The organism is Streptomyces sp. H51 (assembly GCF_035656535.1).
In the GTDB taxonomy this organism is placed as follows: domain Bacteria; phylum Actinomycetota; class Actinomycetes; order Streptomycetales; family Streptomycetaceae; genus Streptomyces.
On the sequence record NZ_JAYMHD010000067.1, the window covers coordinates 118,539 to 144,141 of the forward strand.

Below are 25,603 nucleotides of genomic sequence, written 5' to 3' on the forward strand. Positions count from 1 at the left end.
GACCTCGGCCCGCCCCTTCGGTCACCGACCTCGGCCCGCCCCTTCGGTCACCGGCCTCGGTCCGTCTCTTCGGCGACCGCCGCCGGACGGCTCGGAGGCCGCGGGTCCCGCCCGGCCTGCTCAGGCCAGCACCCGTGAGCCGCCCACGGGCAGGTCCCACAGGTCCGCGCGGTCCAGGCCCGCCTTCTCCCAGGCCGCGAGCACGCGCGTGAGCGGTTCCAGCACCGGTTCCGCCGACAGCACGAACGTGCCCCAGTGCATCGGCGCCATCCGGCGGGCGCCCAGGTCACGGACGGCCCGTACCGCCTCCTCCGGGTCGCAGTGGACGTCGCTGAGCCACCAGCGCGGGTCGTAGGCGCCGATGGGCAGCAGGGCGAGATCGATGCCGGGGTAGCGCTGTCCGATGCGGGAGAACCAGTGGCCGTATCCGGTGTCGCCGGCGAAGTACACGCGCTGTCCGTCGGGGGCGGTGAGGACCCAGCCGCCCCACAGGCTGTGGCAGGTGTCGGTCAGGGTGCGCTTGGACCAGTGGTGGGCCGGCACGAAGTCGAAGCGCACCCGGTCCAGTTCGGCCGCCTCCCACCAGTCCAGCTCGGTGACGGCGGTGAAGCGGCGGCGACGGAACCAGCCGCCGAGTCCGGCGGGCACGAACACCGGGGTGTCGCGCGGGAGCCGGCGCAGGGTGGGGGCGTCCAGGTGGTCGTAGTGGTTGTGGCTGATGACGACCGCGTCGACGCGCGACAGTTCGCTCCAGGGGATGCCCACGGGAGTGATGCGGGCCGGGGTGCCCAGGATGCGGCGGGACCACACCGGGTCGGTCAGCACGGTCAGTCCGCCGATCCGCACCACCCAACTGGCGTGCCCCGCCCAGGACACGGCGACGGTGCGGGCGTCGATGCGGGGCAGCGGGGCGGGTTCGACCGGGATCAGGGGGATGTCGACGAGGCTCTCGCGGGTGGGCCGTATCGCGCCCTCGCGGGCGAAGCGGGCCATGGCCTTCAGGCCGGGCAGCGGGGCGGTCAGGCGATCGTGGAACGTCCGCGGCCACACGCGGCGCTCGGCCAGCGGCCGGGGTTCGGCGAGCGGCGGGGAGGGCGCCGCGAGAGGGTGCGGGGGGAGAGAAGCGGACCGGGGCGGGGAGAGAGCCGGGGCGCGGGGCGCGGTCGAGAGGGCCGCGGACTGGGTCGAGAGGCGGGGCGGGGAGAGGGTCGAGGGGCGGGACGACGCCGGATCGTCGTCCTCCCGGCCGGGCGTGCTGGTGGTGGTCGACTCGGACTGTTGCGTCATCGAGGAGGCTCCCATCGCTGAGCTTCGTCGCGGAGATCGTCGAGGACCGATTCCACTCGGTTCAACGCGCGTTGCACGTGTGGCAGTTCCGACGGTGTGGCTGAACCGAGGCAGTCCGCGCGCTCCGCCCGGGTGCCCCCCAGCAGGGGGCCGGTGGACAAGCGGACGCGCAGTTCGTCGAGTTCGTCGCCGAAGCGGTGGCCGCCCGGGGCGGGCATGGCGAGCCGGGCGGTGAGGAAGTCCTCCAACTCCTGTGCGTCGCCGACCCCGCGGGCGGCGAGCGCGGAGCGCAGCGGGCCGAAGTCGGCGTACAGGTGCCGGCCTGCCTGCGGGGGCCGGGCCAGGGCGCCCGCGGCGACCACCGCCGCGTGCAGGGCGGCGGCCACGCGCGCGTGCAGCCCTACGGCGGCGGCCATGTGCGCGGCGACGGGCTCGGGCTCCCGTAGCGCGTAGGCTGCCGGGGCGGCGACGGGCCCGGCGACGCGGGCGCCGAGCGCGGTCAGCACGTCGAGCACGCGATCGTGCAGGGCGTGCCCGTCCGGGCCGGCCGGGAAGCGGGCGATCGCGGTGGGCCAGGCCGGCGGGAGCAGGGCACCGGCCAGGTCGGCGACGACGGTGACCCGTCCGGGGAGCATCTCCGCCGGACTGAGCACGACGGTCTCGCGCGGGGCGTGCAGCGTGTCGCGCCAGGTCTCGTCGCTGACCAGGTGCAGGCCCTCGGCCGCGGCCGCCTCGGCGCACTGGTGCAGCAGTTCGGGCGGTGCCACCGTCGCGGTGGGGTCGTCGGCGACGGACAGTACCAGCAGCCGCGGGTCACCGCCCTCGGCGCGCACCCTGCGGACCGTCTCCAGCAGGGCGTACGGATCGGGCACGCCGCCGCTCTCGGCGGGCGTCGCCACGTGGAAGACGCCTCTGCCCAGCAGGCGCGCGTACGGCGCCCACCAGGCCGCGCAGGGCCGGGGCACCAGGACGTCGCCGCCCAGCGCGGCGGTCAGCGCGAGCAGCAGGGCGGGGGCACCGGGGCCGGCGGCGACCCGACCGGGCTCCACGGGCAGTCCGCGCCGCTCCCAGTAGTCGCAGGCGGACCGCAGGAGGTCCGGACCGCCGCCGACCGGTTCCTCGTCGGCACGTTCCGCGGCGGCGGCGAGCACGGCGGTCAGCTCGGGCGGCACCGGCAGTCCGTCCTCGGGAAGCCTCGGCCCGTACCGGACGGGGCCGTGGCCTTCCCCGTCCGTCCACCGCATGCGTGCCTCCGCGCAGTCCTGGCGCCGTGTCCGGTGCCGTGTCCATGGCCGTCGGACCGGTCTGTCGGGCCGTCCCCGTGCCGCGGGTGCCGGCGTGCTGCTCCTGCGGTACGAGTCGAGCCCTCGGGCTGTGAGTACCCAGGGTGGCGCCGGACCATGGCCGTCGGCGCGGATTGGCGCCCGTCACACGAGCCTCGGGGGCACCAGGCGGGGCGCCGGGCCGGGCACCAGGCGGGGCGCCGGGCCGGGCACCGGGCGGGGTCAGCCCTTCGTCGCGGAACGCCGGAGCAGCAGCCGGTGCGCGGCGGCGCCGAACGCCCCCGCGATCAGGACGCCGCCGGCGACCAGGGCGGGCACGGATCCGCTGAAGGCGCCGCCCTCGCCGGCCTGCACGCCCCCCCAGTCCCCCGGGCGACGGCTGCCGTCGCCGATCACCCGGAACGTGGCGCTCCACGCCGCGCCCTTCCCGCCGGGCCGGGCCGGACAGGTGCCCTCGACGGCCCACGTGGAGCCGTGCTCTCCCCTGCCCGGGCCGCCGTCGGCCGAGGAAGGGCGCTCCTCCTCGGGGTGCCCCCCGGCGGAGAAACCGGCCCCCGGGCCCCCGTCCGCGGGCTCCTGTCCTGCGGGTTCCTTTCCTGCGGGTTCCTTTCCTGCGGGTTCCTTTCCTGCGGGGTTCTGGGCCGCCGGGTCCTGGGCGGCCGGGTCCTGGGCGGCCGGGTCCTGGGCCGTGGGATCTCCCGCCGCGGGGTCCTGGGCGCGGGCGGTGCGGGACGCGGCCTCGCCGGCCGGTGCCTCGGGGCCTGCGGCCGCGGCCGTCTCCGGCACGTCCTCGCCCGTGCCGTCCTCGCCCGTGACGCCGCCGTCCGGCACGTCCCCGTCCGGCGACGCGTCCGGGACGTCGGCGGTGGTGGCGGGATCGACGTGGGCTTCGGCCGTCCGGCCGGTGGTGGAGGGGGCCTTCTGGTCCGTGGAGCGCTGGACGCCGAGGGCCCCGGGGGAGTCCTCGCCCGCCATCGGGCTCTGACCCGTCGGTTCCCCGCCCGCCGGGTCTTCACCGGCCTGATCCTTCCCCGCCGGGTCCTTGCCGACTGAGTCCTTGCCGACAGGGTTCTTCTCCCCCGGCTCCTTCTTTCCCGGCTCCTTCTCCCCCGGCTCCTGCTCCCCCTGTTCCTTGTTCCCCTGTTCCTTGTTCCCCTGCGCTTTCTCCCCCGGGTCCCTGCCCGCGGCGCCGTCGTGCGACGGGTCCTCCGCCTTGATGTGCGGGTCCCGGTCCCGGAGTTGCTCAGCGGACGCGATGCGGGCGACGCCGCGGTAGACGGGGCCGGACTTTCCGGTGCCGGTGCCGGGAATCCGGTGCAGCTGGACCCGGCGCTCGGCGAACGCCTGCGAGGTGGCGTCGAGGGTGGCGGGCGCGATCCCACCGGTGGGGTCGCAGGAGACCGAGACGGTGACGCTGCCGCCCGGCGAGACGGTGTCCGGGCTGACCCGTGCCGTCGGATCGGCGAGGGCGGTCGAGGCGGCGGCGCCCAGCGTGGCGCCGGTCAGCGCGGCGACGGACAGGACATGGGCGGTGCGGCGCATGGGACGGGCTCCTTCGAGCGACGGCTGCGAGCGGGGGCACGTCGGTCCGTGCCCCGCAGCCATCACAGCCCGCCCGGCGGCCCGGCGCGCGCGGCCGGGCACCATTCGCGGGACGACAGGGGCCGTGCGGGTGACGGCCCGTGCCGGTGCGGCTCACACGGCCGCCTCGCGCATGATCTGATCCCGCATCCGGTCGCAGCACCGGCTGATCAGCCGCGACACGTGCATCTGGGAGATCCCCAGCTGCTCGGCGATGCTGCTCTGCGTCATGTCGCCGAAGAACCGCATGTAGAGGATGGCCCGCTCCCGCTCGGGCAGTGCGGCCAGCCGGGGCTTCACGGCCTCGCGGTCGATCACCGTGTCCAGCGCGGGATCGGACGAGCCGAGGGCGTCGCCGAGGGAGTAGCCGTCCTCGCTGCCGGGCAGTTCCGCGTCGAGGGAGAGCGCGGTGAAGCTGTCCAGCGCCTCCATGCCGACCAGCACGTCCTCCTCGCTCATGCAGGCGTGCTCGGCGATCTCGGCGGCGGTGGGCGGACGGCCCGGGAGGGTCTGCGACAGGTCCTGGGAGGCGGCGCGGACGCGGTTGCGCAGGTCCTGGACGCGGCGCGGCACGTGCAGGGTCCACATGTGGTCCCGGAAGTGCCGCTTGATCTCACCGGTGATGGTGGGCACGGCGTAGCTCTCGAAGGCGTGGCCGCGGTCGGGGTCGTAGCGGTCGACGGCCTTGACCAGGCCGAGGGCTGCGACCTGCCGCAGGTCCTCGTAGCTCTCGCCGCGGCTGCGGAACCGCCCCGCGAGCCGTTCGGCCATCGGCAGCCAGGCCTCGACGATCTCCCCGCGGAGGGCGTCGCGCCGCGCGCCCGGGGGCAGTCCGCGCAGCCTGCGGAAGTCCTCGGCGGTGTCCGGGGCGTCGTCGTGCGGGTGGTGCTTCGCGCTCACTCGAATGGGCATGTTGCGTAGCAACTCCCTGGTCAGTGCTCTCGGTTGGACGGTCACCGGGGGAGCGCGGCCGGGACCGGGACAGGGCCCGTCCGGCCGGGTCGGCGGTTCGCCGTTCCCACGGACGTGCCTCCTGTCCGAAGCACATCAGGTTCGCCTGCCCACGCCTTCGCGCCGCAAACACCGGCGCCGGTATTTCCGCGTGCGCGGGGGTTTTCCGCGGGCCCACGCGGTGACTCGGAACGCAGCCGAATGCGGTGAACACTGTCCGTAACCATGTCGAGCCCGGGAGGTCCGCACATGAGCACCAAGGTCTCCGACCATGTCCTGCAACGGCTGCGGGAGTGGGGTGTGGAGCACGTCTTCGGTTACCCGGGGGACGGCATCAACGGCTTGCTCGCGGCGTGGGGCCGGGCCGGGAACCAGCCCCGTTTCATCCAGTCACGGCACGAGGAGATGTCCGCGTTCCAGGCCGTCGGCTACGCCAAGTTCAGCGGTCGTCTCGGCGTCTGCGCGGCCACCTCGGGGCCCGGCGCGATCCACCTGCTCAACGGCCTGTACGACGCCAAGCTCGACCACGTGCCGGTGCTCGCGATCGTCGGCCAGACGCACCGCACGGCGATGGGCGGCTCGTACCAGCAGGAGGTGGACCTGCACAGCCTGTACAAGGACGTCGCCTCGGAGTTCGTGGAGACGGTGACGGTCCCCCAGCAGCTGCCGAACGTGCTGGACCGGGCGATCCGCACCGCGTACGCCCGGCGCTGCCCCACGGCGGTCATCATCCCCGGCGACGTGCAGGAACTCGACTACTCGCCGCCCACGCACGAGTTCAAGATGGTGCCGTCCAGCCTGGACCGCAGCGCCTGGACGGCGATCCCCGCGGAGGAGCCGCTGCTGCGGGCGGCGGAGATCCTCAACTCCGGTGAGAAGGTGGCGATCCTGGTCGGCCAGGGCGCGGCCGGGGCGCGCGCCGAGGTGGAGCGGATCGCCGAGCTGCTGGGGGCCGGCGTGGCCAAGGCGCTGCTGGGCAAGGACGTCATCGGCGACGAACTCCCCTTCGTCACCGGCGCGATCGGGCTGCTGGGCACCCGCCCGTCGTACGAGCTGATGCGGGACTGCGACACCCTGCTGACCATCGGATCGTCCTTCCCCTACACGCAGTTCCTGCCGGAGTTCGGCAAGGCGCGCGGGGTGCAGATCGACCTCGACCCGCACATGGTCGGCATGCGCTACCCGTACGAGGTGAACCTGGTCGGCGACGCGAAGGCGACCCTGGAGCGGCTCGTCCCGCTGGTCAACGGGGACCGTTCGCGCGACTGGTACGACACCGTGTGCGCGAACGTCGCACGGTGGCACGAGGTGATGGAGCGGCGGGCGGGCCTGTCCGCCGACCCGATCAACCCGGAGTACGTGGCCCGCGCCCTGGACCCGCTGCTGCCGGAGAACGCCGTCGTCAGCTCCGACTCCGGCTCGACGGCCAACTGGTACGCGCGTCACCTGACGATGCGGCCCGGGATGCGGGGCTCGCTGTCCGGCACGCTCGCGACGATGGGCTGCGGAGTGCCGTACGCGATCGGGGCGAAGTTCGCCCACCCGGACCGGCCGGCGATCGCGCTGGTCGGGGACGGAGCGATGCAGATGAACGGCATGGCGGAGCTGATCACGGCGGCCAAGTACCGCGAGCTGTGGGACGATCCGCGGCTGGTGGTGGCGGTGTGGAACAACCACGACCTCAATCAGGTCACCTGGGAGATGCGGGCCATGGAGGGCTCGCCGTCCTTCCTGCCCTCGCAGGAGCTGCCGGACGTGCGGTACGCGGCGTTCGCCCGCTCCCTGGGCCTGACCGGCGTCCGGGTGGAGAAGCCCGAGGACGTCGAGGCGGGCTGGCGGGCCGCGCTGGAGGCCGACGGCCCCGCGGTGATCGAGTTCCTCACCGACCCGGCGGTACCGCCGATCCCGCCGCACGCGACCTGGGAGCAGATGGAGGCGACGGCCGCGTCGATCCTCAAGGGCGACACGGACCGCGGTTCCATGGTGAAGCAGGGCTTCAAGGCGAAGGTGCAGGAGTTCCTGCCGGGCCGCGAGAAGAAGCAGGCGAGGAATGTTGAACGGCGCTGAAGAGTTCAGTTGCGCACGAAACAGTTCAGTGGTCAGTTCAGTAGCGCGGTGAACTGTTCAGTGCCGTACCTACGTAGGCCGGGCAGTGGCGCCGACATCACCCGGGCGAGACAGCTGGGACTGGCCCAGTTCCTGGCCGAGGGCCCGTTCCTGGAGATCCTCGCGGATGCCGCTGGCGCACACGGCTCTGCCGCCATCATCTCCCTGTGCCCGTCACCCGAAGTCAAGGAGGGGGATCAGAGCCGCTTGCCGCGGCCACCGTCGGTTTCGTGTGAGTGCAGCGCCGATGGCAGCTCGGGCGCGAGGTCGCCCCCCGCCGGGTTGAGCTGGTCCAGCGCACGCCGGCCGTACCCTCGCGAACGCGCGGTTCCATACGACAGACGCAGCGGTGACCGCGCAGGGCGACACTGACTTGGGAAGTGGGCACTCCAGTCCGTCGGGGCCGGTCGGGTCGAGCCGCGCTTCGAGGGCGACGTCGGTGGTACCGGAGAAGGCGCCCGGGTAGACGACGGCGGCGGTCGAACGCCATGCCTTCGGCTCGAACAGCACGGCGTCGCCCCGTTGTACGTTCGCTGCCACGAGGCGGGCCAGCGCGCGGAGCTCGTCGCCGTGTCCATCGCCCTCGCGGACGCGCAGTTGGGCGGGCAGCGAAAGGGCGGTGAGGGAGACCAGGGCCAGCAGGGGCGCCGCGGTGGTCATGGCCGGGCGGGCCAGGCGGGCGAGGCCGTGTCCAGGCCCTGGCCCAGCAGCCAGCCCAGGCCGAACAGCGCGTACGGCACCTAGCGCGGCTGATAGAGGGGGTGCGCGAGTGAGATCAGCAGGAGGACGGCGGGCGGGATCGTCAGAAGCGGCAATGCCAGACCCGTGAGGGTGCGGCGGGCGGGGATAGACCGCCGGCGATGACTGCGCAGGATGCCGTAGAGGACGAGCGCCGCGACGGGCAGCGCGGCCAATCGGCCACCGCCGAACGAGGCCGCCAGCTCCAACGGAGTGCGCCAAGCAGGTGCGGTCAGCCAGCTGACGGCCGCGCTCTGTCCCACCGCCCGCAGCAGCACCGGCAGGGGCCCGAGGGAGCCGGTCGCGATCGCCCCAGCGCCGGAGCACCGGGCGGGGCAGGCGCCAGGTGGCAACGGTGCCGGCGAGGGCCGCCAGGCTGAGCAGGACCAGGAGGTTCACCGTCCCGGCCGCGGCGACGGCAGCGGCCTACGCTACCCACCAGCGCGGCGCAATCGACCGTCCGGGCCGGTCCTCCGCCTGCACGGCGCGTGCGAGGAAATAGGCGGCCGCGGCTTCATGCGCAACGGCGGGCTGTGACACCGTCCGGGCGCTCGCTCGCGCCCTGGGCCATCGGTGACACGCGCGATCACACCTCGATGTGGGAGCCCATGATGACCGTGCGGTCGCCGGGGAGACCGAAGTACTCGGCGGCGTCGGCCGTGATGTAGGAGGTGGCGATGAACAAGCGCTTGCGCCACGGGGCCATCGTCGGGGCCTTGCCGCGACGGAGCTCTATCTTCGACAGGAAATAGGACGCCTGGTCGAGCTGGAGCGGCCCCTCGGTCTGGGAGGGTTCCAGCATCGCCAGGCTGGCGGGTACGTCGGGCGTCTCCATGTAGCCGTACCGGGCGGTGACGTGCACGATCCCGTCGTCGGCCAAGCCGAGGTCGTCGACGAGACGCTGGTCGGCCGGGACACGGGGTACCGGCTCGGTCTCGATGGACAGGATCACGACCTGGTCGTGCCGTACGTGGTTGTGCTCGACGTTGGCCCGCATGGCCAGCGGCGCGGTCTCTTTGCCGCGGTTGAGGAAGACGGCCGTGCCGGGGATCCGGACCGTCGACACCGTCCCGGTGCGCAGGCCGTCGATGAACTCGGGCAGCGGGCCCTCGTGCCGTGCCCGTTCCGCCGTGACGATTCTGCGGCCGCGCTGCCAGGTCGTCATGACGGTGAACGCGGTCAGGCCGATCAGCAGCGGCAGCCACGCGCCGTGGACGAACTTGGTCAGATTGGCCGCCACGAACAGCAGGTCCACGAGGAGCAGCACGCCGGCGCCGATGCCGATGAGCCACCTGGGCGTGCCCCACTTCGCGCGGGCGACGTAGAAGAACAGCAGCGTGGTGATGGTGATGGTGCCGGTGACCGCCATGCCGAACGCGAAGGCCAGCGCCGCTGAGCTGCGGAAGGCGAAGACCAGGGTGAGGACCGAGACCATCAGCAGCCAGTTGATCCAGGGGACGTAGATCTGGCCGATGGTGGACTCGGAGGTGTGTGCGACCCGCAGCCGCGGCAGGTAGCCGAGCTGGGCGGCCTGGGAGGTCACCGAGTACGCGCCGGTGATCACCGCCTGGGAGGCGATCACTGTGGCCGCGGTGGCCAGCAGTATCATCGGCCACCGGCCCCAGTCGGGCACGAGCAGGAAGAACGGGCTGCTGATGTTCTTCGGGTCGTCCAGGATGAGCGCGCCCTGGCCGAGGTAGCTCAGGATGCAGGCCGGGAAGACGAGGAACAGCCAGCCGCGGGTGATGGCGCGTCGGCCGAAGTGCCCCATGTCGGCGTAGAGCGCTTCGGCGCCGGTGACCGCGAGCACGACCGCCGCCAGGGCGAAGAAGGCGGTGCCGAAGTGGCCGAACAGGAAGCCCAGGGCGTACGTCGGTGACAGCGCCCTGAGGATGCCCGGGTGGTCGACGATCCCTACGACGCCGCACGCGCCGATGGCGACGAACCAGGCGATCATGACCGGCCCGAACACCTGGCCCACGGCCGCGGTCCCTCTGCGCTGCACCAGGAACAGGATCACGATGATTACCGCGGTGATGGGCACGACCGCGCTGTCCAGCGACGGCTCGACGACCTTGAGTCCCTCGACCGCGGAGAGCACCGAGATCGCCGGGGTGATCATGCTGTCGCCGAAGAACAGCGACGCCCCGAAGATGCCCAGCGCGGCCAGCACGGCGGCGGCCCGTCGACCCCGCTGTGAGGACCAGCGGCGCAGCAGAGTGATCAGCGCCATGATGCCGCCCTCGCCGTCGTTGTCGGCGCGCATCGCCAGCAGCACGTACGTCACCGTCACGATGATCATGACCGACCAGAACACCACCGACACCACGCCGTACACGTTCTGTGTGGAGACAGGGACGGGGTGCGGGTCGCTGGGGTTGAACACGGTCTGGAGGGTGTAGATCGGGCTGGTCCCGATGTCGCCGAAGACCACGCCGAGCGCGCCGATCACCACCGCGAGCCGCACCGAGTCGCGGGCCGACTGCCTGTGAGCCTCCGGAGGCCGCGCCGACGCGGTCTCCTGCCGACTGTCGGCCATGGTGATCCTCCTCCTCACGGGCCACCCTGCCGCCGGCCCGTGCATCAGTGCGGACATTACCGATGCACTGGTCCGACCGCCGGTGGAGCGGATACCGCGAGGAGGGCCGAACGGCTCAAGGCGCCAAGCCCGAGCTCATCGCCGCTTCTCGATGACCTTCGAGTGCAGGAGCGTCCCGGCGAGCTCGATGCGCAGGCGCGGATCGCCGACGTGACTCTTGGAGCGGAGCTTCACCTTGGCGTAGGTGCTGCTGAGCCCGTCGGTGTCGATCACGATGTCCGGCGCGCCGACGAGGAACAGCTTGCCGTGCACCATCTCCGTCTCGATCCGCAGCACGCTCGAGGTGATCACCGCGTGGGTGAAGTCCAAGGTGACCCGGGACAGTTGCGCGCGCAGTTCGATGCGCGCGGGTACGTACCAGCGTCCCTCCCGGACGTACCTGCCGCCGTGCTGTTCGACCACGAGGACGTCCTTGGCCTTCGCCATGGGCGTGACCGGCAGGTCGGCGGTGAGTTCGGCCAGCTCGCCCAAGGTCCGGGCCGACAGCGCGCTCTCCAGTCGGCTGTCGAGTTCCTCGGCGCTGAGCCGGCCGTCGCCGGCGGCGATCCGCAGTACGTCCACCACGCGGTCGCGATCCTCGTACGATGCCCGCAGGCCGGGCAGCTCTTTGGACATGACAGTCACGGTAACAGCGCCTGGGCGCCTGGTTAGACCGCACGGGAATCGGGCCGTCTCGACCGCTCGGCCAAGTTCCAACCACCAAGCCACGACGCCGCTTTGGGACACGCCCTACAGGCCCACGTCCCGGCTGCGGATGTCGTCCAGGGACTCCCGGCGCACCAGGAGCCGGGCCTGGCCGTCGCGTACGGCGGTGACGGGCGGGCGGCCGACCAGGTTGTATCCGGAGGCCATGGACAGGTGGTAGGCGCCGGCGACGGGGACGGCGAGCAGGTCTCCGGGACGTACGTCCGCGGGGAGTTCGACGTCGGCGGCGAGCACGTCGCCTGCCTCGCAATGCCGGCCGACGACGGTGACGGGGGCACGTTCGGCGGTGGTGCGGCGGCCGATCAGACGAGGCGCGTAACGGACTCCGTAGAGGGCCGGGCGCGGGTTGTCGCTCATGCCGCCGTCGACCGCGACGTACGTGCGATTGCCGGTGCGTTTGACGGCGAGGACGCGGTACAGCGCGATGCCCGCCGGTCCGGCGATGGCCCGCCCCGGTTCGATGATGAGACGGGGAACGGGCAGCCCGGCCGCCGCACACGCCTCCGCGAGCTCGGTACGGACCTTGCGGGCCAGGGTGGTCAGGTCCAGGGCCTGTTCACCGGGGCGGTAGGCGATGCCGTGGCCGCCGCCCAGATCCAGCTCGGGCAGGACCAGGCCGTGCTGCCCGTGCAGCCGTGCCATCAGGCCCACCACGCGCCGCACCGCGGCCAGGTACGGCTTGACGCTGGTGATCTGCGAACCCAGGTGGCAGTGCAGACCGGTGAGTTCGAGCTGCGGCTGGTCCAGGATCCGGGCGATCGCGTGCTGGGCGTATCCGTCGGAGATGCTGAGGCCGAACTTCTGGTCCTCGGTGCCGGTGCGGATCTTCTCGTGGCCGCCGGCGCTGATCCCGGGCACCACCCGGACCATGACCTTCTGGTGGCCGTGGGGGCCTACGGCGGCGGCAAGCCGGGCGATCTCCGAGGGGCTGTCGATGACGATGCGGCCCACGCCGAGACGGAGGGCCGTCTCCAGGTCGCGGGGGGACTTGGCGTTGCCGTGCAGCACGATCCGCTCGGCCGGGAACCCGGTGGTGACGGCCAGCTCCAGCTCGCCGGCCGAGCAGACGTCGAGCCCGAGGCCCTCCTCGTCCATCCAGTGGATCATCGCGCGGCACAGGAACGCCTTGGCCGCGTAGAGGATCTCGGTATCGGGGAAGGCGTCCCGGTAGGTGCGGCAGCGCTCGCGGACCTCGGCCTCGTCTAGGACGTAGACGGGGGTGCCGAAGCGGTCGGCGATCTCGGCGAGCGGTACGCCGCCGACCGCCAGGTCGCCCGGGCAGGGCTCGGCGGTGGAAGCGGGCCAGACGGAGAGGTCGCCGGCGAGAGTGGTGACGGCGCTGTCGTGAACTGTGGTCATCATGCCCCCTTTCAGGCAACGCGCAGAGCGAGCGCGGGGACGACAGGGTTCACCGGCCGGGCGGCCCGTGCCGTGAACTGGGGATCCACTGTGACGGTGGCGATGCCGAGCGGTGCGGTCAGCGCGCGCAGCGCGGGCTCGGCGAGCCTGATCCACACCTGCTCGGGGCCGAGCGTCGCGATCAGGAGATTCTCGGAGGTGAAGCCGACGGCCGTACGGTCGCCGAGGGGGGTGCGGAAGACACGCGTGACGCACCCCGAGGGTCCCGGCCGGACGGGAACGAACAGAGGTCCGGCCGGGGACCGATCAGAAGGTTCGGGGCCCTCGCCGCACAGGATGTCTGCCATGGGATACCTCCGGGGTCCGGGGCCCGAATGGGTCCCGGTCGGGTCGGGTCGAGTGGCTTGGTGGCCCCGAACGCGGGGAGGCGGAACGGGGCTCACCGCTGACGCTATGCCCGCCCGGGGTGGTGATCCGCGGGTTCATGACGCAACGCTGACGTGCATCGGGCGAATGCTGACGCGGCGCTGACACCAGCGGCGATCGGGCGCTGCGGGTGCCGTCAGAATGGCGCCAAGAACTGGCTCGCGGGCTGTTCGAAAGCCTTGGCGCGGAGGTGAGATGGACGTGGTTTCCATGAGGTTCGCCGACGCGGGACCGTCCGTCGGCGTGTGCAGAACGGTGAAGTGATGTCCGAGTCCGATGTGCCCTCAGCCGCTCGGGTCCTGGTCGGAGTGAGCGGTTCGCCAGGCAGTCTGACCGCCCTGTGCCGGGCCGCGGGCGAGGCGCGGAGCAGGGGTGCCGAACTGTGGCCGGTGCTGGCCTGGGAGCCGCCCGGCGGGGATCTCACCGCGCGTCGCTCACCGGCCGCGGCCCATCTGGTCCAGGAGTGGGAACGGCTGGCGCGGGAGAGGCTGGTCACGGCTCTGCGTGACGTGTTCGGCAGCGCCCTCGCGGGGCCTCCTGGGCAGGCACTCGTCGCCCGTGGTGCCCCTGGTCGAGCACTGGTCGAGATCGCCGACCGCGAGAACGATCTCCTCGTTGTCGGTGCAGGGCGGCGCGGCCCCCTGCACCGCGCGTTGCGGCCGTCGGTCAGCCGCTACTGCCTCGCCCACGCCTCCTGTCCCGTCCTCGCGGTGCCGCCCTCGCCGTTGGAGGCCGCGCTGGCTGCCGCGCACCGCCGGAACGCCTGGCGGCTGCGACTGGACACCGGTGACGTGGAGAGGGGGTTCGAGACCGTGCCGCCCGAGGTATGAGGCCCTGTATCCCCGCTCCTACTGGTAGCCGGAAAACCCGCGTCACCTGAGGGCTGAGCGGGCTCCGCCCTCAGGAGGCGGCCGCGGCCGGCAGGCCGGGCTGCTCCGGCCGGCGCTGGGGGGCCGTCGGCACGCTGAGCACCATGGTGAGTCCGCCGCCGGGGGTGTCCTCGGCGCTCAGGGTGCCGCCCATGGCCTCCGCGAAGCCGCGGGCGACCGCCAGGCCCAGGCCGACGCCGTTGCCGCGCGGCGAGTCGCCGTAGCGCTGGAAGGGCTCGAAGATGCGGTCCTTGGCGTCGTCGGGGACGCCGGGACCGCGGTCGACCACCCGCACCTCCACGCGGTCGGCGATGGCGCTGGCGGACACCAGCACCCTCTCCCCCGCGGGGCTGTACTTGACGGCGTTCTCTACGACGTTGGCGACGGCCCGTTCCAACAACCCCCGGTCCACGTGGACCATGGGCAGCGTCTCCGGGATCTCCAGCTCAACACCGTCCTCGGGCACGCCGCCCAGGGCCATGGGGACGACCTCGTCGAGGTCGGTCTCGCGGATGATGGGGGTGACGGTGCCGGTCTGCAGGCGGGACATGTCGAGGAGGTTGCCCACCAGGTGGTCGAGGCGGTCCGCGCCCTCCTCTATGGCCTCCAGAAGGTCGGCCTGGTCCTCCTCGGACCACTCGACGTCCTCGGAACGCAGCGACGTCACAGCCGCCTTGATCCCGGCCAGCGGGGTGCGCAGGTCATGGCTAACGGCCGCGAGCAGCGCGGTGCGGATGCGGTTGCCCTCGGCGAGTTCCTTGGCCTGGTCGGCCTGGTGCTGCAGCCGCTGGCGGTCCAGGACGACGGCGGCCTGGGCGGCGAAGGCGGCGAGTACCCGGCGGTCGGCGGCCGGAAGGACTCGGCCCGACAGTGCCAGGGACATGTGGTCGCCGACCGGCACGTCGACGTCCGCGGTGTCGGGGTCCTGGCAGGGCCGGGGGCCCACGCTGCCCGCGCAGGTCCACGGTTCGGTCTCACCGGCCCGCTCCAGCAGCGCGACCGACTCCATTCCGAAGGTCTCCCGCACCCGCTCCAGCAGCTCCTCCAGACTGGTCTCACCGCGCAGCACGTTGCCCGCGAGGAAGGACAGGATCTCGGACTCCGCACGCAGCCGGGCGGCCTGATGTGTACGCCGGGCGGCCAGGTCGACGACCGAGGCCACGGACACGGCGACCCCGACGAAGATGGCGATGGCGACGATGTTCTGCGGGTCGGCGATCGTGAACGTGTGGACGGGCGGGGTGAAGTACCAGTTGAGCAGCAGGGAGCCCACGACCGCGGACGCAAGCGCCGGCAGTAGTCCGCCGACCAGGGCCGCCGCCACGGTCAGGGTGAGGAACAGCAGCATGTCGTTGGCGAGGCCCACGTCCGGGAGGGCGCTGGTGAGCAGCCAGGTGAGGAGGACGGGGCCGAGCACGCCGACGAGCCAGCCCCAAATCACCCGGGCCCGTCCCAGGCGTGCTCCGCGCGCCACGGGCAGTCCGCGGCCCTTGCCGACCTCGTCGTGGGTGATGAGGTGTACGTCGAGGTCGGGTCCGGACTCGCGGGCGACCGTGGCGCCCACGCCCGGGCCGAAGACGTACTGCCAGCTCCGGCGGCGGGAGACACCCAGGACGATCTGGGTGGCATTCACCCCGCGTGCGAAGTCCAGCAGGGCGGCCGGGATGTCGTCGCCGACGACCTGGTGGAAGGTTCCGCCCAGGTCCTCCACTAGGGTGCGCTGGACGGCGAGTTCCTTCGGGGAGGCGGCGGTCAGGCCGTCGCTGCGGGAGATGTAGACGGCCAGCACCTCGCCACCGGCCCCCTTCTCGGCCAGCCGCGCCGCACGGCGGATCAGGGTGCTGCCCTCGGGGCCTCCGGTCAGACCCACCACGATCCGCTCGCGCGAGCCCCAGATGGTCGACACCCGGTGGGCGCTGCGGTACTCGGTCAAGTAGGCGTCGACCCGGTCGGCCACCCACAGCAGCGCCAACTCCCGCAAGGCGGTGAGGTTTCCGGGACGGAAGTAGTTGGACAGGGCCGCGTCGACCTTGTCCGGTTTGTAGATGTTGCCGTGCGCCATACGACGGCGCAGGGCCTGCGGCGACATGTCGACCAGCTCGATCTGGTCGGCGCGTCGCACCACCTCGTCCGGCACGGTCTCGCGCTGCCGCACCCCCGTGATCGACTCCACCACGTCCCCCAGCGACTCCAGGTGCTGGATGTTGACCGTCGAGACGACGTCGATGCCGGCCGCCAGCAGCTCTTCCACATCCTGCCAGCGCTTGGCGTTGCGGGAACCGGGGATGTTGGTGTGGGCGAGTTCGTCGACCAGGGCGACGGCGGGGGCGCGCCGCAGCACGGCGTCGACGTCCATCTCGGTGAAGGTGCTGCCGCGGTACTCGATCTCCTTGCGCGCGATCTCCTCCAGGCCGTGCAGCATCACCTCGGTGCGCGTGCGGTGGTGGTGTTCGACGAAGGCGACGACGCAGTCGGTGCCGCGTTCGATCCTGCGATGGGCCTCCGAGAGCATCGCGTAGGTCTTGCCGACGCCGGGCGCCGCGCCGAGGTAGATCCGGAGTTTTCCGCGTGGCATGTCATCCCTCGAAGCGGTAGCCCATGCCGGGCTCGGTGATCAGATAACGGGGGTGCGCGGGGTCCGTCTCGAGCTTGCGCCGCAGCTGGGCCATGTACACGCGCAGGTAGTTGGTCTTGTTGCTCTGGGTGACGCCCCAGACCTCCTGCAGGAGGTGTTTCTGCGTGATCAGCCGGCCGGGATTGGTCACCAGAATCTCCAGCAGGTGCCATTCGGTCGGGGTCAGCCGTACGTCCCGTCCGCCCCGTACGACCTTCTTGGCGAACAGGTCGATGCTGAAGTCTCCGGTCTCGACCAGTGTCGCGTCCGGGACGAGTGGGGTGTCCTCGGTGCGGCGGACGGCGGCGCGCAGCCGGGCGAGGAGTTCGTTCATGTTGAACGGCTTGGTGATGTAGTCGTCCGCGCCCGCGTCGAGTGCGGCGACCTTCTCGTCGGACGCCTGCCGGGCGGACAGGACCAGGATCGGTACGCGGGTCCAGCCGCGCAGGGCGTTGATGACGTCGATGCCGTCCATGTCGGGCAGGCCGAGGTCGAGCAGGACCGCGTCGGGTTGGCGGGCGGCGGCCAGTCGCAGGGCCGTGGCCCCGTCGGGCGCGGCGTCGACGCCGTACTTGCGTGCCTGCAGGTTGATCACGAGGGCCCGTACGAGCTGCGGGTCGTCCTCGACCACCAACACCCTGGTCATGGGTGCGTGCCTTTCCTGTCGTGCGTCGGGCCGGGCGGCACCGGACGCGAGGCAACCGATGTCATGGCAGCGGGAGTTGACGGATCATCCAGGATGACTCCCGGCCGCCAACTCCCGCGCATGTCGCGTAATCCCATCAGCTCTTCGCCACAAGGCCCTTGAGGGCGATGTTCAGCTCCAGGACGTTCACGCGGGGCTCGCCCATGAAGCCGAGGGTGCGGCCCTGCGTGTGGTCCTTGACCAGCTTCTCCACCTGCGCGACCGAGAGCCCGTTCTTGGCTGCGATCCGGTGGACCTGGATCTCCGCGTAGGCCGGGGAGATGTTCGGGTCCAGGCCTGAGCCGGAGGACGTGACCGCGTCGGCGGGCACCTCGGACGCCTTGACCGTGTAGCCGGGCACCGAGTTGTCCTTGATAACGGCCGCCTTGGCGTCCTTCACCTGCTGGATCAGGACCTTGTTGTCGGCCGCGAGGTTCGTCGCGCCGGACAGGATCAGCTTGTACTGCGTGTTGACGCTGTTGCTGCCGAGCCCGTTGGCCGGCCGGCCCTGGAACCACTTCAGGTCCGGGTCCGGGGTCTGTTGGCCCTTCTTCAGCGGCAGGTTGTAGGACTGCCCGATCAGGGAGGAGCCGACGACCTTGCCGTCCGCCTTGATCTCGGAGCCGTTCGCCTTGTCATGGAACAGCGCCTGGGCCACGCCGGTGACGACGAGCGGATAGATGACGCCGGTCACCAGGGTCAGCACGAGGAGGGCCCGCAGGGCCGCCCCGAGCAACCGAGCGGTGTTCGATACGGAGTTGTTCATGGCGATCAGCCGATTCCGGGGATGAGGGAGATGAGCAGGTCGATGAGCTTGATGCCGATGAACGGGGCGATGAGCCCGCCGATGCCGTAGATCGTGAGGTTGCGCCGCAGCATCTTGTCAGCGCTGACCGGCCGGTACTGCACGCCCTTCAGGGACAGCGGCACCAGCGCGATGATGATCAGCGCGTTGAAGATGACCGCCGAGAGGATCGCGGAGTCCGGCGAGGACAGGCCCATGATGTTGAGCTTGTCCAGGCCCGGGTAGACCGCCGCGAACAGCGCCGGGATGATCGCGAAGTACTTCGCGACGTCGTTGGCGATGGAGAACGTCGTGAGCGCGCCCCGGGTGATCAGCAACTGCTTGCCGATCTCGACGATCTCGATGAGCTTGGTCGGGTTGGAGTCGAGGTCGACCATGTTGCCGGCCTCCTTGGCGGCCGACGTGCCCGTGTTCATGGCGACACCGACGTCCGCCTGAGCGAGGGCTGGCGCGTCGTTGGTGCCGTCCCCGGTCATCGCGACGAGCTTGCCGCCCGCCTGCTCACGCTTGATCAGCGCCATCTTGTCCTCGGGAGTGGCCTCCGCGAGGAAGTCGTCGACGCCCGCCTCCTCGGCGATCGCCTTTGCCGTCAACGGGTTGTCACCCGTGATCATGACGGTCTTGATGCCCATGCGGCGCAGCTCGTCGAACCGCTCACGCATGCCCTCCTTGACGACGTCCTTGAGGTGGATGACGCCCAGCACGCGGGCACCCCGGTCGTCCTTGACGGCGACCAGCAGCGGCGTACCGCCCGCCTGCGAGATGGCGTTGGAGAGGGTGTCCGCGTCGTCCGCGACGGTGCCGCCCTCCTCCTTCACCCAGGCGATGACCGAACCGGTCGCACCCTTGCGGATCTTCCTGCCGTCGACGTCCACACCCGACATACGGGTCTGGGCGGTGAAGGCGATCCACTCGGCACCGGCCAGCTCGCCCTGATGGCGCTCGCGCAGGCCGTACTTCTCCTTCGCCAGTACGACGATGGAACGGCCCTCGGGCGTCTCGTCGGCCAGCGACGACAGCTGGGCGGCGTCGGCCACCTCGGCCTCGGTGGTGCCGCTTACCGGCACGAACTCGGACGCCTGACGGTTGCCGAGCGTGATGGTGCCGGTCTTGTCGAGCAACAGCGTGGAGACGTCACCGGCGGCCTCGACCGCCCTGCCGGACATGGCGAGGACGTTGCGCTGGACCAGCCGGTCCATGCCCGCGATGCCGATCGCCGACAGCAGCGCGCCGATCGTCGTGGGGATGAGGCAGACCAGCAATGCCACCAGCACGACCATGCCGAGCTTGGTGCCCGCGTAGTCGGCGAACGGCGGCAGCGTGGCCACGGCCAGCAGGAAGACGATCGTCAGCGAGGCCAGCAGGATATTGAGAGCGATCTCATTGGGCGTCTTCTGCCGGGCCGCACCCTCGACCAGGTTGATCATCCGGTCGATGAAGGTCTCGCCGGGCTTCGTCGTGATCTTGATGACGATGCGGTCGGAGAGGACCTTCGTGCCGCCGGTGACGGCGCTGCGGTCGCCGCCGGACTCGCGGATGACCGGGGCCGACTCTCCGGTGATGGCCGACTCGTCGACCGAGGCGACGCCCTCGATGACGTCACCGTCACCGGGGATGATGTCACCGGCCTCGCAGACGACCAGGTCGCCGATCTTCAGGTCGGTGCCCGGGACCTGCTCCTCGGACGTACCGTCCGTGAGCAGCCGGCGCGCCACGGTGTCGGTCTTGGCCTTGCGCAGGGTGTCGGCCTGCGCCTTGCCACGGCCCTCGGCGACCGCCTCCGCCAGGTTGGCGAAGACCACGGTCAGCCACAGCCATGCGCTGATCGCCCAGCCGAACCAGTCGCCCGGGTCCTTGAAGGAGAACACGGTGGTCAGCACGGAGCCGATCCACACCACGAACATCACGGGCGACTTGACCATCACCCGCGGATCCAGCTTGCGGAAGGCGTCCGGCAGCGACTTGAGTAGCTGCTTGGGATCGAAGAGGCCCGCGCCGACACGTCCCTCGGCGGGCTTGTGCCCGGTGGGTACGTCGCTGTGCGGCGCCCGGGTCGGAGTGACTGTGGACATCGAGTCCTCTGACTTCTCTATACGGGTGGTCATGACGCCAGCCCCTCGGCCAGCGGACCCAGCGCCAGGGCCGGGAAGTAGGTCAGACCGGTGATGATCAGGATCGCGCCCACCAGCAGACCGGTGAACAGCGGCTTCTCGGTGCGCAGGGTGCCCGCCGTGGCCGGTACAGGCTTCTGCTCGCCGAGCGAGCCGGCCAGCGCCAGCACGAACACCATCGGCAGGAAGCGCCCCAGCAGCATGGCCAGACCGGTCATGGTGTTGAACCAGTCGGTGTTCGCGTTTAGACCGGCGAAGGCCGAGCCGTTGTTGTTGGCCGCGGAGCTGAAGGCGTACAGCACCTCGGAGAAGCCGTGCGCGCCGGAGTTCAGCATGGAGTTCGGCGGGGTCGGCAGGGCCATCGAGGCAGCCGTGAAGATCAGCACCAGGGCCGGGGTGATCAGGATGTAGCAGGCCGCCAGCTTGATCTCGCGGGTGCCGATCTTCTTGCCCAGGTACTCGGGCGTACGGCCGACCATCAGACCGGCGATGAACACCGCGATGACCGCCATGATCAGCATGCCGTAGAGGCCGGAACCGGTACCACCGGGCGCGATCTCGCCCAGCTGCATGCCCAGAATGGTGATGCCGCCGCCGAGGCCGGTGAAGGACGAGTGGAAGGAGTCCACCGCACCGGTCGACGTCAGGGTCGTGGACACCGCGAAGATGGACGAGGCACCGACACCGAACCGGGTCTCCTTGCCCTCCATCGCACCGCCTGCCGCCTGCAGCGCCGGGCCGTGGTGCGCGAACTCGGTCCACATCATCAGGGCGACGAAGCCCAGCCAGATCGTGAACATCGTGGCGAGGATCGCGTAGCCCTGCTTGATCGAGCCGACCATGACACCGAACGTGCGGGTCAGGGCGAACGGGATCACCAGCAGCAGGAAGATCTCGAACAGGTTCGTGAACGGCGTCGGGTTCTCGAACGGGTGGGCGGAGTTGGCGTTGAAGTAACCGCCGCCGTTCGTACCGAACTCCTTGATGGCCTCCTGCGAGGCGACCGCGCCGCCGTTCCACTGCTGCGAGCCGCCCATGAACTGGCCGACCTCGTGAATGCCGGAGAAGTTCTGGATCGCTCCGCACGCGACCAGGACGATCGCCGCGATCGCGGCGCCCGGCACCAGGATCCGGATCGTGCCGCGCACCAGGTCGGCCCAGAAGTTGCCCAGTTCACCGGTGCGCGAGCGGGCGAAGCCGCGCACCAGCGCCACGGCGACGGCGATGCCGACGGCCGCGGAGACGAAGTTCTGCACGGCCAGACCGGCGGTCTGCACGACGTGCCCCATGGTCTGCTCGCCGTAGTACGACTGCCAGTTGGTGTTGGTCACGAAGGACGCGGCCGTGTTGAACGACTGCGCCGGGTTGACCGAGGAGAAGTTCAGCGAGCCGGGCAGGACGCCCTGCAGGCGCTGGAGGAGATAGAGGAAGAGCACGCTGACCGCGGAGAAGGCGAGGACGCCTCGCAGATACGCGGGCCAGCGCATCTCGGTGTCGGGGTTGGCACCGATGCCCTTGTAGATCCACTTCTCGACCCGCAGGTGCTTGTCGGAGGAGTACACCCTGGCCATGTAGTTGCCGAGGGGGATGTAGGCGAGGGCCAGCGCTCCTATGAGGGCGAGCAGCTGGAGGACGCCGGCGAGTACGGGACCCATGTCTGTCTCAGAACCTCTCCGGGAAGATCAGGGCGAGGACGAGATAACCCAGCAGGGCGACGGCCACAACCAGGCCGACGATGTTCTCGGCGGTCACAGCTTGGTCACCCCCTTGGCGACGAGGGCCACCAATGCGAAACCCGCGAGCACGGTGACGACGAAGGCCAGATCGGCCATCGCTAACTCCTGGAGTGAGGTTCGATGAAGACGGACGAGTAGAGGAAAGCGCCTCTTTGGCCGGATCGGGCCCTCCGTTGACGGCTCTCTTACGGCGCCGCCCACGGCCTTGACGGGACTCTTACGGCCCTTGATCCATACCAGCGAGTAAGGCCGCCGTAACGGCCGTCAGTCCTGGCTCAGAGCAGCCGGAAGCGAAGCCGGCAGATCACAGCGTCGGTCTCCCTGCGCACGGCGTGCGCGACGACCGCGCCCCGCTGGTTCTGCAGCAGCCGCTGCCACAGCCGCTCCGGCTCCGTCTCCGGGATCAGCACGGTGACCCGGGTGCTCGGCTCAGTGGCGGCCACCTCACGGAGGTAGGCGGCGATGGGACGGCCCAGACTGCGCCGCTCGCAGGTCAGCCGGACGAGTGGAACACCCGGGTCCCAGTCGGCCCAGGAACGCTCCAGGGCGTACAGGGCGGCCCGGTCCTCGGGGTCGGGGTAGCAGACGGTGACCGCCCGGACCTCGTCGCCCAGGGAGGCTGCCGCCGTCAGGGCCTCCGAGGTGAGGCGGGAGATCGACGAGACGGGGACGATCACCAGCGAGCGCTCGCGGTGCGGGGGCTCGGGTATGCGGCCCAGGTCCAGCCGCTCACCGATCCGGCCGTAGGCGCGGTGGACGGCCTCGAAGGCGACGACGAGCAGCGGCAGGGCGATCACGATCAGCCACGCGCCCTCTGCGAACTTCGATCCTGTGACGACAATGGTCGCCACGCCGGTGAGGACGCCGCCGAAGCCGTTGAGCAGCGCCTTGCCCCGCCAGCCCCGCCCCCGCTCCAGGCGCCAGTGCCGGACCATGCCGACCTGGGCGATCGTGAAGCCGACGAAGACACCGATCGCGAACAGCGGCACCAGGGTGTTGGTGTCGCCGCCGGAGAACACCAGCAGCGCGGCCGAGACCACGGCCAGGGCCAGCACGCCGTGCCGATGGACCTGCCGGTCGGCCTTCAGGGCGAAGACATGGGGAGCGTAGGTGTCCCGGGCGAGCAGCTTCAGCAGCACCGGCAGGCCACCGAAGGACGTGTTGGCCGACAGCGCCAGCAGGATCATCGTGGCGAACTGGATGACGTAGAAAGCCCAGTTGTGACCGAGGGAGGCGTCCGCGAGCTGGGCGAGGACGGTGACGCCCTCGACCGGCTGGAGGTGGAAGCGGCCGATGAGTACCGACAGTCCGATCAGCATTAGACCGAGTACGGCGCCGAGCGCCACCTCGGCCCGCTGGGCCCGTTTGACGCGCGGGCGGCGGAAGGAGGGCACGGCGTTGGCGATGGCCTCCACGCCTGTGAGCGCGGCACAGCCGGAGGCGAATGCTTTCAGCAGGAGCAGGGCGCCCACGGTGGTGGCGTTGTCGGCGAGGACCGAGGCGTGCCCGGCGGCGGTGGCCGTGCTCACCGGCTGGGAGCGGAACAGTCCGACGACGATGAGGGCGAAGATCGAGCCGACGAAGACGATGGTCGGCACGATGAACGCTTTGGCCGATTCCACGATGCCGCGCAGGTTGACGCCCGTGATCAGGGCCAGTACTGCGAGACACAGCCACAGCCGGTCGTCGTAGAGCGCCGGGAAGGCGGAGGTCAGCGCGGCCACGCCGGCCGTGACGGCGACGGCGACGTTGAGGACGTAGTCCAGGACCAGGGAGGCCGCCGCCACCAGGCTCGTGCGCGCCCCCAGGTGGGTCTTGGCGACGGCGTAGGAGCCACCACCGTCCGGGAAGGCCGCGATCACCTGCCGGTACGAGGCGACCAGCACCGCCAGCAGGCCCGCGATGGCCAACGTCACCGGCATCGTGAAGCCGAGCCCGTGCGCACCGGCGGCGGCCAGCACCAGCACGATCGCCTCGGGGCCGTACGCCACGGACGCCATGGCGTCCAGCGACAGGGCGGCGAGGCCGGTGACCGCGGTCAGGCGGTGGCGTTCGCCGCTATCCGGCGGCTCCTCACCGGCGGGGACCGCGTCCGGCTCGGTGGTCAGGACAGTCATGGGTGTGTGCTCCTTCGTGCGTCGGCCGCGCACGAAGGCTTATGGGTGCGCGGCTGCACCCAGGTTCTGTCCCTTTCTCGTCCTTTCCGACTGCCCCTTGCGGCTTCTTCGCGCCCGGGCGGCCGAACTTGATGGCATCTTGACGGCCTGTCTCACGGACGACTGTCCCCAGCCGTCACCTGGGCAACGTGCCCGGACGTCAGGACGCAAGGAACCATGCGATTTCCGTCAGAGCCGCATCAAGGCACGTGGCTCGCGGTTCTCCGATCACTAGCGTCGCAGTCATGGGACGCCGTGACGACGCATGCCGAGGACCGCTCGACGCGCACGCAGATGGACCGGACGGCGCCGCGCAAGCCACGAACGACCGTAACTGGATGCAGGAGTTGTGGAACTCCGTCCGCTGCGCCGCCGTGTTGCTCGTTCTGCTGCTCCTGATCGACTGGGGCACGGGCCGGCTCGCCCTGTGGCGCGCCGCGCTGTGGCTCGCTCTCGCCGGGCTGCTCTTTGTCGTGCTGTATCCCGCCCGGGTGTCCGCGGGCGGGAACTGGCTGGCTTCGCGCCGGCTGGTACGCGAGTACCGGGTGCGAACGGACCTGCTGGTTTCGGTCCGGTACCTGGACACCATCTCGCAACGGCTCCTGCTGCGGGACGCGCTCGGCGGCCGCGTCGAGATCGACCCCGAGGTCTTCGTGCGCAACCCGCAGCTGTGGTTCTGCCTGGAGGAGGGCGTGCGCAAGGCCGGCGCCGACGGCTCACTGCTGTGCGGCGCGACCGCCTTGCGGCGCATCTCCCGACGTGTGGACCAGGAGACCGCACGCGCCGTGTTCAAAGCGTCCGGCCTGGAGTGAGTTCCGCGTCGGCTCAGCCGGCCGGCCCCGACGTGTCCAGAGCGGCCCCCGTCTGATCGGCCAGCGTCGCCGCGACCAGCCGGGCCTGGAGCGGGGGTACGGGGCCCGGCCCCGGGGTCAGCATGAAACGGCCGAGGTAGCGGGCGTTGCCGTGGACGCGCAGTTCGATCTCGCCCTCGGGCCATCCCGCGGCGTCCACGTCCCAGGAGCGCCTGCCCACCGTCATGCTGCCGTCGTTGTGCAGCCGGGGCGGCTGTCCCAGCAGGGTGCCGTACTGGAAACGGCAGGCGTTCAGGCCGAGCAGTTCGGTGAGTTCACGGCGAACCCCGTCGACCACGGTGTCCGCGTCGAGGGTCGCGACGCGGTGGATGCGCGCGAGGTAAGCGGCGTCCGTGACCGTGATCACTTCCAGGCGGCGGGCCCGGGCCGCCAGTTGGGACACGATCAGACCGACGACCAGCAGCAGGACCGCCGTCTCGATGTCCCTGGAGGCGGTGATGTCGAAGGTCTCGTACGGCCGCGTGAGGAAGAAGTCGAACCAGGCCGCCGCCGATAGCGCGGCCACCACACCCGCCGTACGGCTGCCCAGTGCGGCCACCGCGACGACTACCACGACGAGGACGAGGGCAGCGTTGGTGTGCGACAGGCTCGTGCGGAAGGGCACGAGCGCCAGCGCCACCAGGAAGGGTGCGGCGAGACCCGCCGCCAGGGCGAGCCGGTCCCGCAGCGGCCAGGTCCAGAACATGGCACGGCCTCTTCCCGTACGGTGCGGCCTCCAGG

General features: G+C 71.1%; 21 protein-coding genes. 4 read left to right on the plus strand and 17 right to left on the minus strand.

The genetic code is table 11. The features are described from left to right. Window positions 1–120 precede the first annotated feature (120 nt). The 4 genes from VKA29_RS23870 to VKA29_RS23885 all read right to left on the minus strand — a co-directional run bounded on the left by VKA29_RS23870 (window position 121) and on the right by VKA29_RS23885 (window position 5,063). On the minus strand, window positions 121–1,287 hold the full coding sequence (locus tag VKA29_RS23870) for an MBL fold metallo-hydrolase (protein ID WP_324787994.1): 1,167 nt from the start codon (window positions 1,285–1,287) through the stop codon (window positions 121–123). Further along, window positions 1,284–2,531, minus strand: a complete 1,248-nt coding sequence (locus VKA29_RS23875) for an aminotransferase class I/II-fold pyridoxal phosphate-dependent enzyme (RefSeq protein ID WP_324787995.1) — start codon at window positions 2,529–2,531, stop codon at window positions 1,284–1,286. The genes VKA29_RS23870 and VKA29_RS23875 overlap by 4 nt, the downstream gene beginning before the upstream one ends. Window positions 2,532–2,792: 261 nt before the next feature. Then, entirely contained in the window at window positions 2,793–4,112 is a 1,320-nt protein-coding gene (locus tag VKA29_RS23880) for a hypothetical protein (RefSeq protein WP_324787996.1), read from the minus strand. A 153-nt stretch (window positions 4,113–4,265) separates the two neighbouring features. Then, window positions 4,266–5,063 (minus strand): RNA polymerase sigma factor SigF, encoded by a 798-nt coding sequence (locus VKA29_RS23885; protein WP_324787997.1) that lies wholly within the window; start codon window positions 5,061–5,063, stop codon window positions 4,266–4,268. A gap of 288 nt (window positions 5,064–5,351) precedes the next feature. Here VKA29_RS23885 and VKA29_RS23890 point away from each other — a divergent pair, with 288 nt between their 5' ends. Beyond that, window positions 5,352–7,169, plus strand: a complete 1,818-nt coding sequence (locus tag VKA29_RS23890) for a thiamine pyrophosphate-requiring protein (RefSeq protein ID WP_324787998.1) — start codon at window positions 5,352–5,354, stop codon at window positions 7,167–7,169. A 609-nt stretch (window positions 7,170–7,778) separates the two neighbouring features. Then, complete coding sequence (locus VKA29_RS23895; RefSeq protein ID WP_324787999.1) at window positions 7,779–7,952, plus strand: hypothetical protein; 174 nt, start codon at window positions 7,779–7,781, stop codon at window positions 7,950–7,952. Here the strand turns inward: VKA29_RS23895 and VKA29_RS23900 are convergent. From VKA29_RS23900 to VKA29_RS23920, 5 genes are all read right to left on the minus strand, one after another. After that, window positions 7,949–8,209, minus strand: coding sequence for a hypothetical protein (locus tag VKA29_RS23900; protein WP_324788000.1), 261 nt, complete (start codon window positions 8,207–8,209; stop codon window positions 7,949–7,951). The genes VKA29_RS23895 and VKA29_RS23900 overlap by 4 nt on opposite strands. Window positions 8,210–8,532: 323 nt before the next feature. Beyond that, a complete protein-coding gene (locus VKA29_RS23905) occupies window positions 8,533–10,485 on the minus strand; it encodes a potassium transporter Kup (RefSeq protein WP_324788001.1) in 1,953 nt (650 codons plus the stop codon). Window positions 10,486–10,620: 135 nt separating this feature from the next. Next, a complete protein-coding gene (locus VKA29_RS23910) occupies window positions 10,621–11,160 on the minus strand; it encodes a DUF1707 domain-containing protein (protein ID WP_324788002.1) in 540 nt (179 codons plus the stop codon). Window positions 11,161–11,274: 114 nt separating this feature from the next. Further along, window positions 11,275–12,609, minus strand: coding sequence for a diaminopimelate decarboxylase (gene lysA, locus VKA29_RS23915; protein ID WP_324788003.1), 1,335 nt, complete (start codon window positions 12,607–12,609; stop codon window positions 11,275–11,277). A gap of 11 nt (window positions 12,610–12,620) precedes the next feature. Continuing rightward, window positions 12,621–12,956, minus strand: coding sequence for an SAV_915 family protein (locus VKA29_RS23920; protein WP_324788004.1), 336 nt, complete (start codon window positions 12,954–12,956; stop codon window positions 12,621–12,623). A gap of 342 nt (window positions 12,957–13,298) precedes the next feature. Here VKA29_RS23920 and VKA29_RS23925 point away from each other — a divergent pair, with 342 nt between their 5' ends. Next, on the plus strand, window positions 13,299–13,865 hold the full coding sequence (locus VKA29_RS23925; protein ID WP_324788005.1) for a universal stress protein: 567 nt from the start codon (window positions 13,299–13,301) through the stop codon (window positions 13,863–13,865). 70 nt (window positions 13,866–13,935) lie between these two features. Here the strand turns inward: VKA29_RS23925 and VKA29_RS23930 are convergent, their stop codons facing one another. From VKA29_RS23930 to VKA29_RS23960, 7 genes are all read right to left on the minus strand, one after another. Continuing rightward, on the minus strand, window positions 13,936–16,479 hold the full coding sequence (locus VKA29_RS23930; protein WP_324788006.1) for a sensor histidine kinase KdpD: 2,544 nt from the start codon (window positions 16,477–16,479) through the stop codon (window positions 13,936–13,938). Window position 16,480: 1 nt separating this feature from the next. Next, the gene (locus VKA29_RS23935; RefSeq protein ID WP_324788007.1) at window positions 16,481–17,164 is read right to left on the minus strand and encodes a response regulator; all 684 of its coding nucleotides are present in this window, start codon (window positions 17,162–17,164) and stop codon (window positions 16,481–16,483) included. A gap of 136 nt (window positions 17,165–17,300) precedes the next feature. Continuing rightward, window positions 17,301–17,969 carry a potassium-transporting ATPase subunit C gene (locus VKA29_RS23940; RefSeq protein ID WP_324788008.1) on the minus strand — a complete coding sequence of 223 codons (669 nt, stop codon included), beginning with the start codon at window positions 17,967–17,969 and terminating at the stop codon, window positions 17,301–17,303. A gap of 5 nt (window positions 17,970–17,974) precedes the next feature. After that, window positions 17,975–20,113 carry a potassium-transporting ATPase subunit KdpB gene (kdpB, locus tag VKA29_RS23945; protein WP_324788009.1) on the minus strand — a complete coding sequence of 713 codons (2,139 nt, stop codon included), beginning with the start codon at window positions 20,111–20,113 and terminating at the stop codon, window positions 17,975–17,977. Further along, entirely contained in the window at window positions 20,110–21,774 is a 1,665-nt protein-coding gene (gene kdpA / locus VKA29_RS23950; protein ID WP_324788010.1) for a potassium-transporting ATPase subunit KdpA, read from the minus strand. The genes kdpB and kdpA overlap by 4 nt, the downstream gene beginning before the upstream one ends. 7 nt (window positions 21,775–21,781) lie before the next feature. After that, on the minus strand, window positions 21,782–21,871 hold the full coding sequence (gene kdpF, locus VKA29_RS23955; protein WP_016434100.1) for a K(+)-transporting ATPase subunit F: 90 nt from the start codon (window positions 21,869–21,871) through the stop codon (window positions 21,782–21,784). Window positions 21,872–22,130: 259 nt separating this feature from the next. Further along, on the minus strand, window positions 22,131–23,972 hold the full coding sequence (locus VKA29_RS23960) for an APC family permease (protein ID WP_324788011.1): 1,842 nt from the start codon (window positions 23,970–23,972) through the stop codon (window positions 22,131–22,133). A 377-nt stretch (window positions 23,973–24,349) separates the two neighbouring features. Here VKA29_RS23960 and VKA29_RS23965 point away from each other — a divergent pair, with 377 nt between their 5' ends. Next, window positions 24,350–24,823, plus strand: coding sequence for a hypothetical protein (locus VKA29_RS23965; protein WP_324788012.1), 474 nt, complete (start codon window positions 24,350–24,352; stop codon window positions 24,821–24,823). Window positions 24,824–24,836: 13 nt separating this feature from the next. Here the strand turns inward: VKA29_RS23965 and VKA29_RS23970 are convergent, their stop codons facing one another. Further along, window positions 24,837–25,568: a DUF4118 domain-containing protein gene (locus VKA29_RS23970; protein WP_324788013.1), complete on the minus strand. Its 732-nt coding sequence runs from the start codon at window positions 25,566–25,568 to the stop codon at window positions 24,837–24,839. Window positions 25,569–25,603 lie beyond the last annotated feature (35 nt).

Excerpts from the sequence above, each read along its gene's own strand:
- VKA29_RS23870 (WP_324787994.1), bottom strand. The coding sequence starts at position 1,287 with ATGACGCAACAGTCCGAGTCGACCACCACCAGCACGCCCGGCCGGGAG.
- VKA29_RS23875 (WP_324787995.1), bottom strand. The coding sequence starts at position 2,531 with ATGCGGTGGACGGACGGGGAAGGCCACGGCCCCGTCCGGTACGGGCCG.
- VKA29_RS23880 (WP_324787996.1), bottom strand. The coding sequence starts at position 4,112 with ATGCGCCGCACCGCCCATGTCCTGTCCGTCGCCGCGCTGACCGGCGCC.
- VKA29_RS23885 (WP_324787997.1), bottom strand. The coding sequence starts at position 5,063 with ATGCCCATTCGAGTGAGCGCGAAGCACCACCCGCACGACGACGCCCCG.
- VKA29_RS23890 (WP_324787998.1), top strand. The coding sequence starts at position 5,352 with ATGAGCACCAAGGTCTCCGACCATGTCCTGCAACGGCTGCGGGAGTGG.
- VKA29_RS23905 (WP_324788001.1), bottom strand. The coding sequence starts at position 10,485 with ATGGCCGACAGTCGGCAGGAGACCGCGTCGGCGCGGCCTCCGGAGGCT.
- VKA29_RS23910 (WP_324788002.1), bottom strand. The coding sequence starts at position 11,160 with ATGTCCAAAGAGCTGCCCGGCCTGCGGGCATCGTACGAGGATCGCGAC.
- lysA (WP_324788003.1), bottom strand. The coding sequence starts at position 12,609 with ATGACCACAGTTCACGACAGCGCCGTCACCACTCTCGCCGGCGACCTC.
- VKA29_RS23920 (WP_324788004.1), bottom strand. The coding sequence starts at position 12,956 with ATGGCAGACATCCTGTGCGGCGAGGGCCCCGAACCTTCTGATCGGTCC.
- VKA29_RS23925 (WP_324788005.1), top strand. The coding sequence starts at position 13,299 with ATGTCCGAGTCCGATGTGCCCTCAGCCGCTCGGGTCCTGGTCGGAGTG.
- VKA29_RS23930 (WP_324788006.1), bottom strand. The coding sequence starts at position 16,479 with ATGCCACGCGGAAAACTCCGGATCTACCTCGGCGCGGCGCCCGGCGTC.
- VKA29_RS23935 (WP_324788007.1), bottom strand. The coding sequence starts at position 17,164 with ATGACCAGGGTGTTGGTGGTCGAGGACGACCCGCAGCTCGTACGGGCC.
- VKA29_RS23940 (WP_324788008.1), bottom strand. The coding sequence starts at position 17,969 with ATGAACAACTCCGTATCGAACACCGCTCGGTTGCTCGGGGCGGCCCTG.
- kdpB (WP_324788009.1), bottom strand. The coding sequence starts at position 20,113 with ATGACCACCCGTATAGAGAAGTCAGAGGACTCGATGTCCACAGTCACT.
- kdpA (WP_324788010.1), bottom strand. The coding sequence starts at position 21,774 with ATGGGTCCCGTACTCGCCGGCGTCCTCCAGCTGCTCGCCCTCATAGGA.
- VKA29_RS23960 (WP_324788011.1), bottom strand. The coding sequence starts at position 23,972 with ATGACTGTCCTGACCACCGAGCCGGACGCGGTCCCCGCCGGTGAGGAG.
- VKA29_RS23965 (WP_324788012.1), top strand. The coding sequence starts at position 24,350 with ATGCAGGAGTTGTGGAACTCCGTCCGCTGCGCCGCCGTGTTGCTCGTT.
- VKA29_RS23970 (WP_324788013.1), bottom strand. The coding sequence starts at position 25,568 with ATGTTCTGGACCTGGCCGCTGCGGGACCGGCTCGCCCTGGCGGCGGGT.